The sequence below is a fragment of the Acidianus ambivalens genome (assembly GCF_009729015.1).
Taxonomy (GTDB): Archaea; Thermoproteota; Thermoprotei_A; order Sulfolobales; family Sulfolobaceae; genus Acidianus; species Acidianus ambivalens.
Genome location: NZ_CP045482.1, coordinates 287,867 through 305,453, shown reverse-complemented (window position 1 = coordinate 305,453; position 17,587 = coordinate 287,867). Strand labels below are relative to the sequence as shown.

Annotated in this window: 19 protein-coding genes; 6 read left to right on the top strand and 13 right to left on the bottom strand. The window is 33.8% G+C overall.

From position 1 onward, the window contains the following. Positions 1-98: 98 nt before the first annotated feature. Complete coding sequence (locus tag D1866_RS01805) at positions 99-848, top strand: hypothetical protein (RefSeq protein ID WP_152941028.1); 750 nt, start codon at positions 99-101, stop codon at positions 846-848. On the opposite strand, the gene D1866_RS01800 is transcribed toward D1866_RS01805, so the two are convergent. The 5 genes from D1866_RS01800 to D1866_RS01780 all read right to left on the bottom strand — a co-directional run bounded on the left by D1866_RS01800 (position 751) and on the right by D1866_RS01780 (position 4,558). Then, positions 751-1,560 carry a hypothetical protein gene (locus tag D1866_RS01800; RefSeq protein WP_152941026.1) on the bottom strand — a complete coding sequence of 270 codons (810 nt, stop codon included), beginning with the start codon at positions 1,558-1,560 and terminating at the stop codon, positions 751-753. The genes D1866_RS01805 and D1866_RS01800 overlap by 98 nt on opposite strands. A gap of 11 nt (positions 1,561-1,571) precedes the next feature. Continuing rightward, the gene (locus D1866_RS01795) at positions 1,572-1,913 is read right to left on the bottom strand and encodes a hypothetical protein (RefSeq protein ID WP_048054658.1); all 342 of its coding nucleotides are present in this window, start codon (positions 1,911-1,913) and stop codon (positions 1,572-1,574) included. Positions 1,914-2,068: 155 nt separating this feature from the next. Beyond that, positions 2,069-2,779, bottom strand: coding sequence for a helix-turn-helix domain-containing protein (locus D1866_RS01790; protein WP_196773457.1), 711 nt, complete (start codon positions 2,777-2,779; stop codon positions 2,069-2,071). 122 nt (positions 2,780-2,901) lie between these two features. After that, complete coding sequence (locus D1866_RS01785) at positions 2,902-3,963, bottom strand: ATP-NAD kinase family protein (protein WP_152941024.1); 1,062 nt, start codon at positions 3,961-3,963, stop codon at positions 2,902-2,904. After that, entirely contained in the window at positions 3,941-4,558 is a 618-nt protein-coding gene (locus tag D1866_RS01780; protein ID WP_152941022.1) for a DUF4443 domain-containing protein, read from the bottom strand. The genes D1866_RS01785 and D1866_RS01780 overlap by 23 nt, the downstream gene beginning before the upstream one ends. Before the next feature lie 31 nt (positions 4,559-4,589). On the opposite strand from D1866_RS01780, the gene argF reads away from it, so the two are divergent. Further along, entirely contained in the window at positions 4,590-5,513 is a 924-nt protein-coding gene (gene argF, locus D1866_RS01775; RefSeq protein WP_152941020.1) for an ornithine carbamoyltransferase, read from the top strand. On the opposite strand, the gene D1866_RS01770 is transcribed toward argF, so the two are convergent. The 5 genes from D1866_RS01770 to thrC are packed head-to-tail and all read right to left on the bottom strand — an operon-like array spanning position 5,506 to position 10,894. Further along, complete coding sequence (locus D1866_RS01770; protein WP_152941017.1) at positions 5,506-6,738, bottom strand: Nre family DNA repair protein; 1,233 nt, start codon at positions 6,736-6,738, stop codon at positions 5,506-5,508. The two genes, argF and D1866_RS01770, sit on opposite strands and share 8 nt — an antisense overlap. Beyond that, on the bottom strand, positions 6,735-7,352 hold the full coding sequence (locus D1866_RS01765; RefSeq protein ID WP_152941015.1) for a PHP-associated domain-containing protein: 618 nt from the start codon (positions 7,350-7,352) through the stop codon (positions 6,735-6,737). The genes D1866_RS01770 and D1866_RS01765 overlap by 4 nt, the downstream gene beginning before the upstream one ends. Beyond that, positions 7,349-8,401, bottom strand: coding sequence for an aspartate-semialdehyde dehydrogenase (gene asd / locus D1866_RS01760; RefSeq protein WP_152941013.1), 1,053 nt, complete (start codon positions 8,399-8,401; stop codon positions 7,349-7,351). Before asd ends, D1866_RS01765 begins: the two co-directional genes overlap by 4 nt. Further along, positions 8,389-9,726: an aspartate kinase gene (locus D1866_RS01755; protein WP_152941011.1), complete on the bottom strand. Its 1,338-nt coding sequence runs from the start codon at positions 9,724-9,726 to the stop codon at positions 8,389-8,391. Before D1866_RS01755 ends, asd begins: the two co-directional genes overlap by 13 nt. Next, positions 9,713-10,894 (bottom strand): threonine synthase, encoded by a 1,182-nt coding sequence (gene thrC, locus D1866_RS01750; RefSeq protein WP_152941009.1) that lies wholly within the window; start codon positions 10,892-10,894, stop codon positions 9,713-9,715. Before thrC ends, D1866_RS01755 begins: the two co-directional genes overlap by 14 nt. A gap of 97 nt (positions 10,895-10,991) precedes the next feature. On the opposite strand from thrC, the gene D1866_RS01745 reads away from it, so the two are divergent. Further along, positions 10,992-12,437, top strand: coding sequence for a UbiD family decarboxylase (locus D1866_RS01745; RefSeq protein ID WP_152941007.1), 1,446 nt, complete (start codon positions 10,992-10,994; stop codon positions 12,435-12,437). On the opposite strand, the gene D1866_RS01740 is transcribed toward D1866_RS01745, so the two are convergent. After that, entirely contained in the window at positions 12,409-12,684 is a 276-nt protein-coding gene (locus tag D1866_RS01740) for a hypothetical protein (protein ID WP_013776158.1), read from the bottom strand. The two genes, D1866_RS01745 and D1866_RS01740, sit on opposite strands and share 29 nt — an antisense overlap. A gap of 73 nt (positions 12,685-12,757) precedes the next feature. Between D1866_RS01740 and cdvB1/B2 the strand changes: the two genes are divergently transcribed. Both cdvB1/B2 and ppsA read left to right on the top strand, forming a co-directional pair. Beyond that, positions 12,758-13,414, top strand: coding sequence for a cell division protein CdvB1/B2 (cdvB1/B2, locus tag D1866_RS01735; RefSeq protein WP_152941005.1), 657 nt, complete (start codon positions 12,758-12,760; stop codon positions 13,412-13,414). A gap of 145 nt (positions 13,415-13,559) precedes the next feature. Next, entirely contained in the window at positions 13,560-15,851 is a 2,292-nt protein-coding gene (gene ppsA / locus D1866_RS01730) for a pyruvate, water dikinase (RefSeq protein WP_152941003.1), read from the top strand. Here ppsA and D1866_RS01725 read toward each other — a convergent pair. Beyond that, positions 15,826-16,116 carry a hypothetical protein gene (locus D1866_RS01725; RefSeq protein WP_196773455.1) on the bottom strand — a complete coding sequence of 97 codons (291 nt, stop codon included), beginning with the start codon at positions 16,114-16,116 and terminating at the stop codon, positions 15,826-15,828. The two genes, ppsA and D1866_RS01725, sit on opposite strands and share 26 nt — an antisense overlap. Next, positions 16,094-17,179 (bottom strand): inositol-3-phosphate synthase, encoded by a 1,086-nt coding sequence (locus D1866_RS01720; RefSeq protein WP_152941434.1) that lies wholly within the window; start codon positions 17,177-17,179, stop codon positions 16,094-16,096. Before D1866_RS01720 ends, D1866_RS01725 begins: the two co-directional genes overlap by 23 nt. 95 nt (positions 17,180-17,274) lie before the next feature. Here D1866_RS01720 and D1866_RS01715 point away from each other — a divergent pair, with 95 nt between their 5' ends. After that, complete coding sequence (locus tag D1866_RS01715) at positions 17,275-17,547, top strand: acylphosphatase (protein WP_048054926.1); 273 nt, start codon at positions 17,275-17,277, stop codon at positions 17,545-17,547. Positions 17,548-17,587 lie beyond the last annotated feature (40 nt).

Genomic DNA, 17,587 nt, shown 5'->3' with positions numbered 1-17,587 from the left:
CACCTTTCAGCAGACCTTTAGTATCGCTTATATATAAATTTAACTATTATACTGCACGAGATTAATTTAAAGAAGGTTAAGGAAAAGTAAAAGAAAGTTTGATCTGCACAAAATGTGGTAAAAATCAGGCTGAAGTTCTAATTAGTGGTAAGTATCTTTGTGTTCATTGCGCTAGGAGTGAGATAGTAAAAAGATTTAGGAAGGAATTAAGCTTATCAAAGTTCTTAGATAGAGAAGATAAAGCAGTAATATTAGCAACTGAAAATTTTATGGACGTGGCCAACTTAATAAAAAAACTACTATATAATATATGTAAATCATGCAAATTAGACGTTTTAATTGATAAAATAGATGAAGAGGAAGATATAAATAAGACTTTATGGAAAATCATGATAAAAATTAGAGAATCAGATTTTAAAAAGATTATATTACCATTTACAGCCGATTTTTTCTTATCATATCTCATATATTCAATAAGTATTGGATATATGGGGTATTTAGATTTATACTCGCAATTCACTGAGCTTTATTCGAAAAAAATCTTTATACCTTTCTATTCTACTCCAAGATTTGAGCTTTTAGGATTCTCAGAAATAACCGGGGAGTTAAAAACAAAGGACGCCTTTCTAAATGAGATAATTAAATGGGCAAGTAAACAGTTTGCAGATAATGAGATATACCACACTTTTGGAAGCTCTATTAACGTAATAAGATTAGAGAATAGGAAAAGATGCAAGATTTGCAATGCGATCATTGAGCGTGGGGATTGCTGTAAATATTGCTTAGAGTCTTTTTCTCATCTTTGTTCAGAACAACCTCAAAAGCAAGGACTTGAGGAGAAGGCCTGAATTTCGAAGGGGGAATAGGACCTTCCGCGGTATAGTAAAAATATCCTGAAGTTATTATTTCTTTAAATCCCTCAGGATCTAACGAGTAATAATCTTTTAATATTTGTATAACATTTATTTGTGATTTTAATTCTTTCATGCTCATAACATATTCGCATACTTTACATGATAAGTCTGGCATTATAGAGCTAAATCCACATTTTGGACATATTATAGGAGACACTATTCCATATAAATTCCAATTATATCTCAATACATCTATTAAATCTTTTCTATTTCTTTTTAATGCTTCTCTATAAAGTTTAGGCGCAAGATCTACTATAGCTTTTTTAGTATTATAAACTACAAATTCAAACTGTTCACAATTCATTTTTTCTATATCAATTATTCTAACTAATCTCATTGCAATATATTCCATCATAGCATCTCTATTCGCAGTAAGTCTATTAATTATAGTCTTGGATTTGGGTTTAGTTTTTACTTGACCTACAGCTGCAACAAATGGTTCTTTTAATATTTCCTTGTACTCTTCAGGTTTTAATTTCAGAAAAGATATCCCTAGCCCTAAAACTACTTCATCTAAATATTCGTCTAATAACGCTTCCGCATTAACAAATTTCTCTTTCTTCTGTGCTTTTTTCTTTTTAGTTTTACCCTCCTCATTATTACTTTCTTTTTTGCTTTCCTCATCAGTTTTTTTCTTTCTGGGCAAAAATCATTCCCTTACACTGACTGTGCAAGATCTAAGAAATCTAGAGGAAGTATTTTCTTTTTAGAAGTATATTCTTGATATTTATTATCCAGAAATGCTAGGAATACGGGACAATTGTCATACCTACCTTCTCTATTGCATTTCTTATTACTATCATTACTGCTTAACATAAGGAAACAGTTAGAAGTTTTCTTATCATAATATGGACATAATTTATAATATGTTTTGGCACTTTTTAACATTTTATCAATCCAAATTTTCTTATGATCTCTCTTTTCTGCCTCTTTTTCGGCTTTTGCTAACGCTTTATTTATCTCGTCCTCAGTCATTTTAACTGATTTATTTGAAGACAAATATTCCACCTCAAGTGAAGTCTGGATACATTTGATTAAATAGATTACTACTACTCTATTTAGCTTTTTTGTCTTCAAGAAAAATAAGAGTTTGCATAATGTAACTTAAGCAAACCAAGTGTGACAAAAAATTTGACCTAAAGAAGTAGAAGATTTTAACAGTTCAGTTTCTCTTTAAAGGATTTTGAGAACCCGATTCTCAAGCCTAGTTTAGGGTCTTGATATAAGTAAACTATTCTCTTAGTTTGTAATTGTCTTAGAACTTTAAACAACCAACCTGGATCTGCTTTATACTCTTCTTGGATTTGATCAATGTAAACATATGTTGAGCCCCACTGTTTATATTTATTAATTAAATATAATAAAATATCTTTTTCATCATCATCTAATTTTTCTAGAATTTCTTTAATGCAAACCGTTGGGTCCTTATTTTGTTGTTTTTTTACTGTGTTATTGGTTTTTGAGTCAATAAACGACAAAATTGCCTTCTTTTCTTTTTCCTCTTTTTGTTCATTTTTGTTGTTCATTGGCTCTTTAACCTGTTCTAACATTTGTTTAGCTATAACAAGCATTTCCTTAAACCTGGAATTAGAATATGAGTCAATTATGGCCTTAGCTAAATTTTCTCCTTGTGGAGTAAGATACCATCTTCCGCCATCTTGATAAACTAGCCCTTTCTTTTTCCAATAACTTAAATAACTACTTATATATTTTGTTTGATAACCTAAATTGGATGCAATTTCAGATGTTCTTAAAGGCCTTGCATGTAAAAGTATTATTATTGCCTCAACTAGTTTTGACCTTGGAGAACCTTCTAGTTGCTTAGTTAATTCCTCAGCAAGTTTCTCAACGTCTGTGTCAGTCACACAAATACTTATTCGCCAAAATTTAAAACGGAATAATTAGATTCGCTAAAAAGTAATATCATTAGATTTACGTCAAGTCATACTACACGTCTTTATTGTGTAGTAATATCATTAGATTTACGTCAAGTCATACTACACGTCTTTATTGTGTAAAATTCATCATATCCAACTATAACTTTATAAATTCCGTGTAATAATTTATCTACATTAGGATCTCCAGAATCTATTCTTAAACAATCAATTCTTGAGATTTTTTCTTTTGAAGATACTACTATTATGTTATCTTTTCCTGCTTTTTTAAGAATTTCAGGGCCTATTTCTTGATTTCCTCTGCCAATTAAAAAACCTTGGCCACCTATCGGAGTTAAAATTATCTTTAACTCCCCAGTTAATTGCAATAGTTCCATATAATTTACTCCAGATTTTATTAATCTTTTGCCTAAGAATAAATCTATGCTTAGGAAATTCGTGGTATATCCAAGTTTTTCCTCTATTGCCTTCACTGTACTACCTGGCCCCATGATATAAAATGTTGAGTCTTCCATGTTGTCTATGATGTATTCGGCTATCTCATCAAGCTCGTAAGAAGGTGAAGAGATTTCTTCTTTACTATGCACAAGAAGTCCTTTGAAATTTATTGTTTTTGTAATATAATAAAGTTTAACCTTATAAATTCCTTTTCTATAAGCGTCTTCGTCAATATCCAAGACTTCTGCTTCTACTATATTTGCCATACCTTCTGCATAAGCGTTAACTAACATTCCAGCAGTTTCTGGATTTATAGCAAAAACTCCGCTGTGCATTTTTACTCCTGCAGGTACGCCTAAGATAGGAACTTTTGATTGTGATCCTTCTACAACGTCTCTTGCAGTACCATCTCCGCCTACGAAGACTATTAAATTTGTTATATCCGATAATAACCTTGCTGAAATTATTGTATCCTCTCTTGTAGATTTTTCCTTTCCAGCGTTTATAGTCTCATATTTTTTACCGAATTTCCTTAGAAAATACTCACCCATTTTGAATTTAGGAGAAACAAATTCTATATTACTATTAACTACATCTAAAAATCTCTTTACTCTATTTTCAATCTCTGGATTCTCTATATATAGATCATCACTTCCTTTATAACCTAATCTACCCCCAGAACCTGCATATGGGTTAACTATTAATCCAATTTTCAAATAGTAACAACCCCACCTTATAAGCTAAATGAAGATCTTTAGGTAAAATATAAGTGATTAAATCGTTATTTTCACATAACTTACAGGAATTTTTAATATCCTCTAGTAGTTCCTTCATTCCGAACTCTTCAGTTTTTGGAGGTAATTCTACCTTATTATTCAAAAATACTGAAATTAATACACTATCAGCTCCCAATTTTATTATTTTATCTCTAAGCTCTATAACTTTTTGCTTTTCTAGGATTTTGCTACCACCTTTAACTATTATCATGCTACAATTCCAATTTATTGATTTTAGTTCGGCTTCTCCTATTTTTATTACAGAATTCCACTCTTGTAATGCTTTTTTACCTTCTTCTGTAATTTCGGCTCCACCTACTTTATCTACTTTTATGACACCTAATTCCTTTAATCTTCTCAATAACGTCCTTACTGTAGCATCTCCTAGCTGTAATCTTTTCTCTAAAGTAGGTCTTCCAATTGGTTGTTCTTTTTGGATAATGAGTAAAGCGTGAAGAACGTGAGATTCGTCATATTTAGGTTTATTACCTTGTTTAGGCTTAGTAGCTTCCGTAATTATCGTCAGGATATCCATATTTATAATTTCAAAGTTATACTTTAAAATCATGCTAAAAGGAAATAGTCTTCTTTGCCTTCTAGATTTTGAGAAGCAGGACATTGAAAGGATAATGGAAGTATCATTTTTAATGAAAAATTTTGTAAAAACCAACTCAGTTCCTAAATCTCTTGATGGAAAAAGAGTTGCATTAATCTTCGAAAAACCCAGTACTAGGACAAGAGTTAGTATGGAGTCTGCGATATATTTACTAGGAGGATATCCTATAGTGCTCAATAAGAGTGATATTCAGTTAAGTAGAGGGGAACCAGTTGAAGATACTGCAAGAGTATTAGGTAGATTCGTTCACGGTATTGGTGCAAGAGTATTGTCTCATGAGTCCTTGATAAAACTAAGAGATTATTCAGGATTGCCGGTCATAAATTTGTTAAGTAATTTATCCCACCCTCTTCAAGCTTTAGCAGACTTTATGACAATTAAAGAAAAGTTTGGTACTTATGAGAAACCTATTGCTTTTGTTGGCGATGGTGGGGATAATGTCCTAGTTAGTTTAATGGCATTTGCAGCAAAGATGGGCCTAGAGTTAAGAGTAGCATCTCCTAAAGAGCTTAGGCCAAAGCCAGAGATATGGAAAAGAATAGAAGAGGAGAGCGAGAACTCCGGCGCAGTAATAGAATTTTATGATGATCCTTATTTTGCAGTCAGAGGTAGTTTTGTCGTATATACAGACGTCTGGGTTAGTATGGGTGAGGAGAATATAGCTAATAAGAAAAAGGAACTTCTGAAGAATTATAGAGTAACAGCCGATTTAATGCGTCATGCATCTAAGGACGCAATTTTTATGCACTGTTTACCTGCAATGAGAGGAGAAGAAGTCGATGCTGAGGTTATAGATGGTAAGCAAAGTGCAGTATGGGATGAGGCAGAAAATAGGTTATATATAGCAATGTCAGTCCTCTCATTAATTATTTAGAAGAAGAGAAGAACTGATCTATGCTTTTTTGCTTTAAAATTCTTTTTATAGAATTTAGTTCCCTTAGATCTATTTTCTTTGCATTTAATCTTTGATTAACAAAAGATAATGCGTTCTCTAAGTCTTGGAATCTGCCTATTTTATTTTCCATTGCTTTTCTTACCGTTTCCCTTATGTGCCAATTTCCTAGTGGGGCAAAGTACTCACTTGTTATTTCCCTAATTATTATAATTCCTGCAGATCTTTTTATATTATCTAGATATTCTAGTACGGCTAATCTCGCAGCCATATAACCGCCGTCCATGGTTGAGTATTCTCCCCAATAGTTTTCAGTTAATTCTGATATTGTTAGCTCACTAGCCCATAAGGATAATGGATGCCATATTTCTATCCAAGTTACTTGGTATGCAGAAGGATAAAGAATAACGTGGAAATAATTTCCTAAATACTTTTGATAATATACTTCTACTTCACTTATTTCTTGATAATTCCTTATCTTTTGTATCAAGTTTTTAGCTATTATCGAATCTACAGCAGTTATTGCCCATCTTGTAGGTACTAATTTTCTATTCTTTTTCACTCCAAGTAAGCCTAAAGATAATGCATTGATTATAGTATAGACGTCCTTAATATCCTGGTAAAGCTTAACTACTGCCTCTTCCGCTTTTATGTCATCGAAAATTAATTTATCTAAAGTCTTGTTAATCTTGGGATTTTCGATAACTTCTAAGTTTTGAGTTTTTGCGGAAGGACCTCTAGGCAATACATATCCGTCAAATCGTAATTTAGGTAAAATAGTTCCATCTATTCTTGATTCAGATTGTACTGGCTTTTCAGATACTGCTGCTAATGATAATTCTTTTTCATATAATTTCCATACATCTTCAATTTTTACCTCAAAAACGTTAGAAAGTAAGGATGTACGATAATTTAATATATCATATATTGATGCCTTACCCCACCAACCTTTAGGGTTTTCGTAGTTTTTAGCCTCCTCACCGTAAATATCTGGAGGTATATTAAAAGATATGCTTACTTTAGGGTAATTCTTTTCTCCAATTACTATACTTGGGGGTGTAGATCCTTCAATTTCATTTTTATTATATACTTTATTTACTACATTTATCGTAGACCTAAATCTTTCTAGGATCGGACATGCATGAAGGCCGCAGAGTAACTTATTTCCTTTACATTTTACGCATAATTCTGCAGGTATTGCTCTCAAATTTTCCTCTCAATATACCATTGTAAAATCTTGAATTTAGCTGTTATTGACAATCCAATGCCTATAGGCCTCGCTTTTCCTTTCCTTACGCTTTCAAGTATTTCATCTATATTAAACTCGTTTATTTCGATTTCATTATATGCCGAGCCTATAGCTTCCTTTACGTGTGAGTCGCTATTAGCTAAACCGGGGAGTTTAAGCTCTTTTGCCGCGTTATATGCTTTCTCGTTAGCAGATTTAGGAGCTTTTGAATTGAAAATTTCTATTGCATCAAATTTATACTCAAAAATCCTGTTTCCTATCCCTTTTCTAAAAATATCAAATGGATGCGAAGGAAAAATTATGCAAGAGTTCTCTTTTGCATAGTCAACTAGTGAAGAAATATCTTTAGGAGGATTTGGAGGAAAATTACATAATATAACTACGTGTCCGAATTGAGTTGTGACTTCCTCTCCTGGAATTACTGCTTCTTCTTTTACTTTCTCGTAACCCTTACTGGTATCATGGTCAGTTATTGCAATATATATTCCTTTTCTTTTTGCATATTCTACAAGAGCTTTTGGATCTTCCTTACCATCACTATAATTTGTATGTGTATGAAAGTCGAATTTCATATGTAACCTAACTCTTTCATCACTTCTACTGTTAAAATTGTAATTCCTGCTGCTCCTCTCACTAAGTTATCCCCAAGTACTACCATCCTAAGTACGTTATTTTCTACGCTAATTCTACCTACAGATACAGCCATTCCGTTTTCTATTTTAAGGTCTATTTCTGGTTGTGGTCTGCTTTCATCTTCGTTAACAATTATAGGTTTTTTAGGAGCAGTAGGTAAGTTTTTCTCTTGTGGAAGTGATTTGAAATTTGCTAATTCTCTCTTAATTTCTTCTACATCAATTTTATCGCCTTCATCAAGTAAAATGTTTATAACGCCCATATGGCCAACTTTTATTGGGACTCTTATGGATGTCACTCTGGCATTTATTTTGGCATTCAGTATCTGCCCATCCTGGACTTGACCTAGCATTTTTCCTACTTCTTTAGGAATTTTCTCCTCTTCTCCTTTTATATATGGAATAATATTGTTATATATTGACATGAAAGATAATCCATTATAGCCCGCACCACTTACAGCTTGCAAAGTGGTCATTATTATCTTTCTCTGTGTTATCAACTCTGTTAAAGGTTTTAATGGCAAGGACATTATTGCGGCTGTGCAGTTAGGATTTTTTACTAAGAGTCCTTTCCAACCTCTTTTACTCTGTTGCGTTTTTAGTAATTCTAGGTGTTGCCAGTTTATTTCGGGGTTAATTAACGGAACTTCTGGATCCATTCTATACGGGCTTGCATTAGATACTACTATTTTTCCTGCTCTAACAAGTTTCAGTTCAATATCTTCTGCTAACTCATTAGGTAGTGCAGAAAGTACAACATCTACGTCTTTATGATCTTCTGGTTCCGTTGATACTAATCTCATATCCTTAACATCTTCTGGAATTTCTCCTTCAATCCATTTTACTGCCTCTTCGTATTTTTTGCCTATTTTAGCAGGTGATGCACTAACTTTAGTTAATTCTATAAAAGGATGGTTTGAGAGCATTTTTACCATTTTTTGCCCAACCATCCCAGTTGAGCCTAGTAAAGATACTTTCAATTTATCCATTTTAACACGACCTCGTGCAAACTTTTAGCTAAGTTATATCCTTCTTCTTTTTTAACTATAAATGTAGCACTGACGTTCTTTAAGCCTCTTGACATGGAAAGTATATCATATTGAAGAGCTACATTTTCCACTTCCTTGAATATTTCATTATTCCTAAGTCCGCAACCTACTATACTTACCGCACTAACGTCTTTAATCTCTATGTTATCTATATCTTTAATCTCCTTTAGCTTAGTAGCAAGGATTTCCGCGTCGTTAGAGTTTACAACAAGGCTTATTGTAGTTTCTGATGCTGGCTGTGAAATTGAAACAATATTTACATTTGAATTTTTAGCCTCAGCCATAACTCTTGCTGCAGATCCAATTTTTCCTACTATTCTAGTACTTTCTATATTTATCATTTTTAGGTCATCAAGGATTGTAACTCCTTTTAGTTTGTCTTCATCTTCACAAGAACCACTTACTATAGTCTCTCCTTCTTCATACAATCCTTCAATGGTAACTTTCATATTTGAGGAAAACATTGGCTCAAAAGTTCTAGGATGTAACCTTTTTGCGCCCATTTGGGCTAATTCTACTGCCTCTTCTAGTGATAATCTTTTAATTGTTGTTGCGCTTTCTATTTTTCTAGGATCTGCTGTCATTATTCCTGGAACTTCTGTTACAAGTCTTACATTCTCTACATTTAGAAGCTTCCCTAGTAAGGTAGCAGTATAATCGCTGCCCCCTCTACCTATTGTAGTATATTTTTCATCTATAGTTTTGCCTATAAATCCTGGTATTATCAATATTTTACTCTTTTTACTTAAAATTTTTTCATTAATTTCCTTTAAGGTAAGATCTTCCAAGACATTTGCCTCTCCGAAATTATTGTCAGTAACTAATGGTGGTTCAGGGTAAGCTATTGAATCTAATCTTCTTGACCTTAATGTTGCGTTTAATACTATTGTTGCCATTCTTTCTCCAAAGGACAAAATATAATCTCTAACCCTAGGAGTAATTTCGTCTAAAACTCTTATAGACCAGGCTATTTTAAATAGCTCGTCCGCCATTTTTGAAAGATCTTTAAATGCAATCTCAAATTCTGGGCCATCAGCGACTTTTGATAGAATTTTAATATGTTTATCATATATATTTCCTATTATTTCAGTAGATTTATCTCTATTTTCAGTAGCAGAAATTAAATCATTAGTTATTCCTCTCATTGCAGATGTAATTACAAGTACCTTATCTTCATTATTAGAATATTTCTCTATCTTTTCGGAAATAAGCTCATAATCTCTCTCATCTTTTTGTATAGATCCTCCTATCTTAATTATTATCATTTATCTCACCTAAAACTATATTTTCTATATGTTCTGGATTAATTAGGATTCTTCTTGCATCTAGTCTTAGCATTGCGTCTGGATCTTTTAACGCATGTCCTGTTAAGATTAACACATTCTTTTGATCCTTATCTATTATACCTTCGTTGATTGCCTTTTCATAACCTGCTAAGGCTGCAGCGGATGCAGGTTCTGCTCCTATTCCTTCTTCTCTTGCAAGCTTCTTTTGCGCATCTATAATTTCTTGATCAGAAACTGATAATGCTGTACCTTTTGAACTCCTTATGGCTTTTATTGCTTTTTTCCAATTTACTGGCTTACCTATTCTAATAGCGGTAGCAATAGTTTCTGGATTTTCAAAGAATTCTGGCTCATTAAGTCCTTTTTCTATGGCTTTAGCTATTGGTGCAGCACCTTCTGCTTGAATTCCTATCATTCTAGGTATTTTAGAAATAACCCCAGCCTCTTGCAGTTCAGTGAACCCTTTCCAAATAGCATATATGTTACCTGCATTTCCTACCGGAACGATTACGTTATCGGGCTCTCCTATTTCTTCCGCAATTTCGTATGCAATAGTTTTTTGCCCCTCCAGCCTCCAAGGATTAAATGAGTTGAGAGGATAAACAATTCCTAGATCCTTATACAGTCTCATTACAGATGCCATGGCTATATCAAAACTTCCATTGACCTCTAGTATTGTTGCACCATATAGAATAGATTGGGCAAGCTTACCTAATGCTACTTTGCCTTTAGGTAAAACAAGGTATATTCTTAATCCTGCTCTTGATGCATAAGCTGCTGCTGAAGCTGCAGTGTTTCCTGTAGACGCTGCTGCAACTACCTTATATCCCGTATTTACTGCTGAGCTTACTGCAACGGTCATTCCTCTATCTTTAAAGCTTCCAGTAGGGTTTGCTCCTTCAAATTTATAGAACGTTTGCTTATAAATTCTTGAAGGTATTAATGGAGTATTTCCTTCATTTATACTTACTATCTTAGAGTAATTTCCAGGAATTGCGTCTTTATATCTCCAAACTCCTCTTCCTTTAAGGTTAGAGAATGAGAAGCCTTTTAGTTTTACTTTAATTTCTAAAAGGCCGCCACATCTGGGACAGGTTATTATTTTTTGATTAATATCTGTTTCATATCCGCAGTCTAGGCATTTCATGTATCCTTCTAGTTTGTTTCCAACCTTTTGTCACCAGCCGATTAAGCTGAATTAAATATAAAAATATAAGCTTTGTGCAAAATGAATGTTATAAAATATGACATTTGAAGATCTGAGAGATTATATAAATTTTATGCTTAAGAGGGGCAAAATTGTACAGATTGATGATGAAGTTGACGTAAATTTAGAGATTGCTGAACTAAGTAGGAGAGCTACTTACTCACATTTACCTCCACTTCTATTTACTAACATTAAAAATTATAAAGAATGGAAATTGATTACTAATATTTTTTACTCAATAGACGCTGTTAAGGAAATTTTAGGAGTAGATAATTTAGAGGATATAGGAAAAAATTTTCTAACTGAATTTCAAGGTATACCATTATCTCTTATTGATAAAATAAAATCTCTCCCAAATTTTTTGAAACTAGGAAAAATCATGCCAAAATCTGGAAAACCAAAGTTTAAGGAAAGAGAAATGGGACTAGAAAGTTTCCCTGCACTAAAAACGTGGCCTAAAGATGCTGGTAGGTTTTTTACATTTTCATTAGTAGTAACTAAGGATCCAGAGACTGACGTTCATAATGTCAGCGTATATAGAATTCAGATATTAAATGATAAGGAAGCATTAATGCATTGGCAAGCATTTAAAAGGGGATCGTTAGCTGCGGCAAAATATAAGGAAATGGGAATTAATAAGATTCCCGTAGCAATTGTTAATGGAGTAGATCCAGTAATAGCTTTTACTGCAGCCTCTCCTGTCCCTCCAGGCATTGATAAATACCTTTTTGCAGGTATCTTAAGAGGCGAAGGTGTAGAACTTTATAAGTTAGATAATGGAATTTTAGTTCCTTCTTCTGCCGAGTCTGTAATTGAAGGTTATGTAGATTTAGAAGACTTAAGGCCAGAGGGTCCTTTTGGAGATCATTTAGGCTATTACACGCCGGTAGATTATTATCCTACATTTAAGGTAGATAGAATTTACATCAGAGATAATCCAATATTTCATGCTACCTCTGTTGGAAAACCTCCTCTTGAGGATGCATGGATAGGTAAAGCAGTTGAGAGAATATTCTTACCTTTTATAAGGTTAGTTATTCCTGAACTGGTAGATATGAACTTACCTGAGTATGGCCTTTTTACTGGCATAGGCATTTTCTCAATAAGAAAGACCTTTCCTGGCCAAGCTAAAAGAGTTATGATGTCAATATGGGGAAACGGTCAGCTGAGTTTCCTTAAATTTATTATAATAGTCGATGCTGATGTAAATGTTCACGATATTAATCAAGTAATGTATGCAATAGCTACTACTGTAGATCCCGCAAGGGATGTTTTAATAATTCCTAACGCTATGAACGATTCATTAGACCACACATCTCCTCATCCGCCACTGGGTAGTAAAATAGGCATAGATGCTACTAGAAAATTTAAAGAAGAATTGGGAAGAGAATGGCCAGAAGAGGTAAAAAGTGATGAGAATGTAGTCAAAAAGATAGAACCGATATGGAATAAAATTATAGGGAAATATCTTCCCTCAAAGTAATCTCGTCTTGCCTATAAATTACAGATATTTCTGCTACATCTGTAGAAACTAATGGAATTTCTATCTTATCTTGAACATCTCTATTTATCTTTATACTATCTGTTATAGTTTTTAAGGCAGTCTTTTCATCGACAGTAGTTACTGTTACCTTGTATTTTATTAGGATCTCTCTAATAAAAAGTGTTTTTCCGCTTTTATTTTGCAATATAAGCTTTTCTCCACATATTTTAGCTTCAAATGCCCTCATTTTATAACGTCACTCTCTTACGTATTATAAGTCTCTCTATTTAATTTAAGTTAAGCTAAAGATCTAAATCAACATGGCAAAGATGGAAGAATTCGTAAAGGGATGGAATGGAAAACAAGAACCAAGTCTTGCAGATAAAATCAAAGGTGCCTTCAAGAGTAAAGAGCCATTGAGATATAAACTAATAATGGCTCAATACAGATTAAGAACAACATTAAGTAGGTTGGACGTTTACATCTCTAAGATGCAGGAAAGGGATAGAACTTTATTCGAGAGAGTAGTTGAGGCACAAATGAATAAAGATGAAGCTAGAGCTGCAATGTATGCTAACGAGATTGCAGAAATAAGGAAAGTTTCAAAGCAGCTTATAACTACGCAAATAGCTCTAGAGCAAGTAGAACTCAGATTAGAGACTGTTACAGAATTGGGCGATGTATTTACTAATCTAGTTCCAGTAGTGGGAGTAATAAAAGAGCTTAGAGAATCGATGAAAGGTATGATGCCAGAATTAGGTTTAGAATTAGAAGAGATAGAGGAAGGATTACAAGAAGTTGTAATTGAAGCTGGAGACTTTACTGGTGGAAATATAGATTATGTAGCAAGTAACCCAGAGGCTAAGAAGATATTACAAGAAGCATCTGTAATAGCTGAACAAAGAATGAAAGAAAACTTCCCAGAATTACCCTCTATGGTCACTACTACTCAAAAGGCTGCGCCTACACAGAAATAATTTTTATGTTTATTACCTTTTTTGTTAGTTTAAATAATCTAAGTAACTTTTTAAGGTATTAAGCGTATAAATTATTTGGTGATAAATTATTGTCGAAGCTCTTCTAAAAGATGCAATTCTCGACATTACAAAACTTAGAAAAGATATGATAGAACTCGCTGGGGGCAAGGGGGCTAATTTAGGTGAATTAGTGAGTTTTGATATAAGGGTTCCTCCAGGTTTTGTTATAACATCTAAAGCTTATTCTTATTTTATCTCGTATAATAATTTAGAACTAAAGATTAAGTCTATTTTAGAAGAAAAGGATTCTGCAACCGCTAGTGAAGAAATTAAAAAATTAATAATTTCGTCTCGAGTTCCTCCAGATCTTGAGAATGCGATTCTTTCTTCTTATGATGAGTTAGCAAAAAAAGTTGGTAAAGAGATTTTAGTTGCAGTGAGATCATCTGCTACTGCAGAAGATATAGAAAATGCTAGCTTTGCAGGTCAACAAGATACTTATCTTAATGTGAGTAGGAGTGAACTTATTCAAAAAGTAAAAGAAGTTTGGGCTAGCTTATTCAATGAAAGGGCTATAGAATATAGAAAAACTAAAGGAATAGATTCAACAAAAGTAGAAATGGCAGTTGTTGTTCAGAAGATGGTTAATTCTAGGTCAGCTGGAGTAATGTTTACTTTGCATCCTGCAACTGGAGATTCTAGATACATTGTTATAGAATCGTCTTGGGGATTAGGAGAAGCGGTAGTAGGCGGTAAGGTAACTCCAGATGAGATAGTTATAGAAAAATCCACATTAAGAATAGTAGAAAAGAGAGTATCTCATAAAATTTTAAAATATGTATACAATCCCCAAAAGAAGGCTAACGAGGAGGTAGACTTAAGTAATTCGCCAGAAGCGGATAAAATAAGCATTTCTGATGAGGAAGCAATAGAATTGGCAAAGCTTGCACTTAAGATTGAAGAGCATTATAAAAGGCCTATGGATATAGAGTGGGCCATAGACGCTGATCTTAAATTCCCAGATAATGTTTTTATTGTTCAAGCAAGACCCGAGACTTTCTGGAGCTCTAAGAAAGCTACTAAAGAAGAAAAAGAGGTAACTAGCGTAGAAAATAGAAAAGTCTTAGTTAAAGGTCTTGCAGCAAGTCCTGGTATAGCAAGCGGTATAGCTAGGGTAATTCTTGATGTAAAAGAGGCTGGGAATTTCAAGAAGGGAGATATACTAGTTACTAGAATGACGGATCCCGACTGGGTACCTATAATGAAAATAGCATCAGCAATTGTAACTGACGAGGGAGGTATAACTAGTCATGCGGCTATAGTTTCTAGAGAGCTAGGAATTCCAGCAATAGTAGGTACTAAAGAAGCTACCAAAGTAATAAAAGATGGACAAGAGATTACAGTAGACGCTACTAGAGGAATAGTTTATGAGGGAAGGATTGTAGAAGAGGTAGAGGAACAAAAGCCTCAAGTCGCTCAAGGAATAAGCGGAATAAGTAGAGATACTCTAATGAGTCTATATCCCATCACTGCTACTAAGATTTACATGAATTTAGGTCAACCTGATGTGATAGACAAATACGTTGATCTTCCCTTTGATGGAATTGGTTTAATGAGAATAGAATTTATAGTATCAGAATGGATTAAATATCATCCACTTTATCTTATAAAAATAGGTAAGCCGGAGGAGTTTGTAAATAAGCTAGCGGATGGAGTAGCAAGAGTGGCTACTGCAATTTATCCTAGGCCAGTAGTTGTTAGGTTTTCAGACTTTAAGACTAATGAATATAGAAGACTTATAGGTGGAGAAGAATTTGAACCTGAAGAAAGAAATCCAATGCTTGGGTGGAGAGGAGTATCTAGGTATGTTAGTCCCCAGTATGAGCCTGCATTCAGACTAGAAGTTAGAGCTATAAGAAAAGTTAGGGAAGAAATGGGCCTAAAGAACGTTTGGGTAATGTTCCCATTTGTTAGGACAGAATGGGAACTTAAAAAAGCATTAAAAATCATGGAAGAGGAAGGATTACAGAGGTCTAAAGACTTTAAAGTCTGGATAATGGCTGAAGTGCCTTCAGTAATAGTATTAGCCGACGTGTTTGCGAAAATTATCGATGGTTTTAGCATAGGTAGTAATGATTTGGCACAATTAACTCTTGGAGTAGATAGAGACTCTGAAATTCTAGGAAGGATGGGATATTATGATGAAAGAGATCCAGCAGTATTACGCTCAATGAAGAAGTTAATAAGAATAGCTCACAAATACGGTGCCACAGTATCTATATGCGGTCAAGCTCCTAGTGTTTATCCAGAAGTTGCTGAGTTTCTAGTTAGAGCTGGAATTGATAGCATAAGTGTAAATCCTGATGCCGTGATATCAACTAGAAGAAACGTTGCTAGCATAGAACAAAAGATCATGCTTGAGAAACTGAGGAAATAATTTTTGAACTTACTTTTTTACTATAACACTCCTTACATATTCTTCTTGAACCGTCAAAATAGGCTGTACACTTATCACATATTAATCTTCCGCAAATTTCACAATATCCTAAGGATAGATGCTGATGGCATATCTGACATAAACTAATTTCACATACCTTACAAATTCCTTTTTCTTTGACAAAATCGTCTTCGCAGGCTTTTCTTCCGCAAAGTTTGCAGGAGTATTTAGCCTCTTTTTCTTCACATATTTCGCACAAATTCATCAAACCATTTGTACGCCTCCTCATCATTTTTTGCCTGTATTGGAGGATGCTTGAAATAGAATGCAGATACTTTAATTAGAGGTCCACCAATTTTTCTATCTAATGCAAGTTTTACGGCTCTTATTACATCTACTAGTACTGCGGCACAATTAGATTTATCATCAACCTCTAAGCTAGCTTCAACTTTTATAGGCATTCCAGCAAATCCTGAACCTTTAACATAAATGTAAGCTACTTTAGTATTGCCTAAGAATGGTATATAATCGCTGGGACCTATCCTTATTTTGCCTTCTTTCTCTATTTCTTCTTCGTTATCTAAAGTACTAGTTACTGCTTTAGTTTTACTTATTCTTTTAGACTGCAACCTTTCTTCTGTTTTCATATTTAAAAAATCTGTATTACCGCCAACGTTCAACTGGTAAGTTTCTTCTACTTTAACTCCTCTTAACATGAAGAGCGAGGTTATTGCTCTATGAAATATTGTTGCGCCTACTTGTCCTTTTATATCATCTCCAGCTATAGGTAATCCTCTTTTTGCAAATTCTTCTGGAAACTTACCAGTAGGGTCACTAGCTATGAAGACTGGAATAGCGTTAATGAATGCTACACCTGCCTCTAAAGCAGCTTTAGCGTAAGTTCTAGACGCTTCTTCGCTTCCTACAGGTAATAAATTTATTAGAATGTCTGCTTTGCTTTCTTTCAATACGTTAACTACGTCTTCTATGTTAACTTGTTCTTGAATAGGATTAAATACAGATCTCATATGTGGTGCTACTCCATCCAACACAGGCCCGGGCGAAACTTTTACTCCAGTTTTCCTCATTTCTACTATTTTTGGAGTTATATTTGGCGGTTGAAATATTGCTTCTGCAATGTCTTTTCCAATTTTATTCTTGGAAATGTCAAATGCCGCTACTACTTCTATATCGGTTACTTTATAATTGCCTATAATTGGAGTAATTAATCCTTCATAGTAATTGTCTCCCTTATTTTTATAATATTCTATTCCTTGAATAAGCATTGAGGCACAATTTCCTAAACCGGCTATTGCTATTCTAATCATCACTTTTAAAGGGAAAATGTAGATTAAATATATATTGTTGATGAAAGGGATTTGTCTGAGCAGTGAGGAAGTGGAGCGACACTGAGGTGATTATGTTGTTAAGAAGAATGAAGGCTAAAGTATATGGTAGAGTACAAGGTGTAGGATTTAGAAGATTTGTTCAGATAAATGCAATAAGATTGGGAATAAAAGGTTATGCAAAAAATCTAGACGATGGAACAGTGGAAGTAGTTGCTGAAGGCTATGAAGAAGCCTTAGAAAAACTTCTTGATTACTTAAGACAAGGTCCTCCATTAGCCAAGGTTGAGAAAGTAGATTATGAAATGGAGGATTATAAAGGTGAATTCGACTCCTTTGAGACATATTAGTTTATATACCACAGCTTAAACATTTTATATTGGTGTTCTT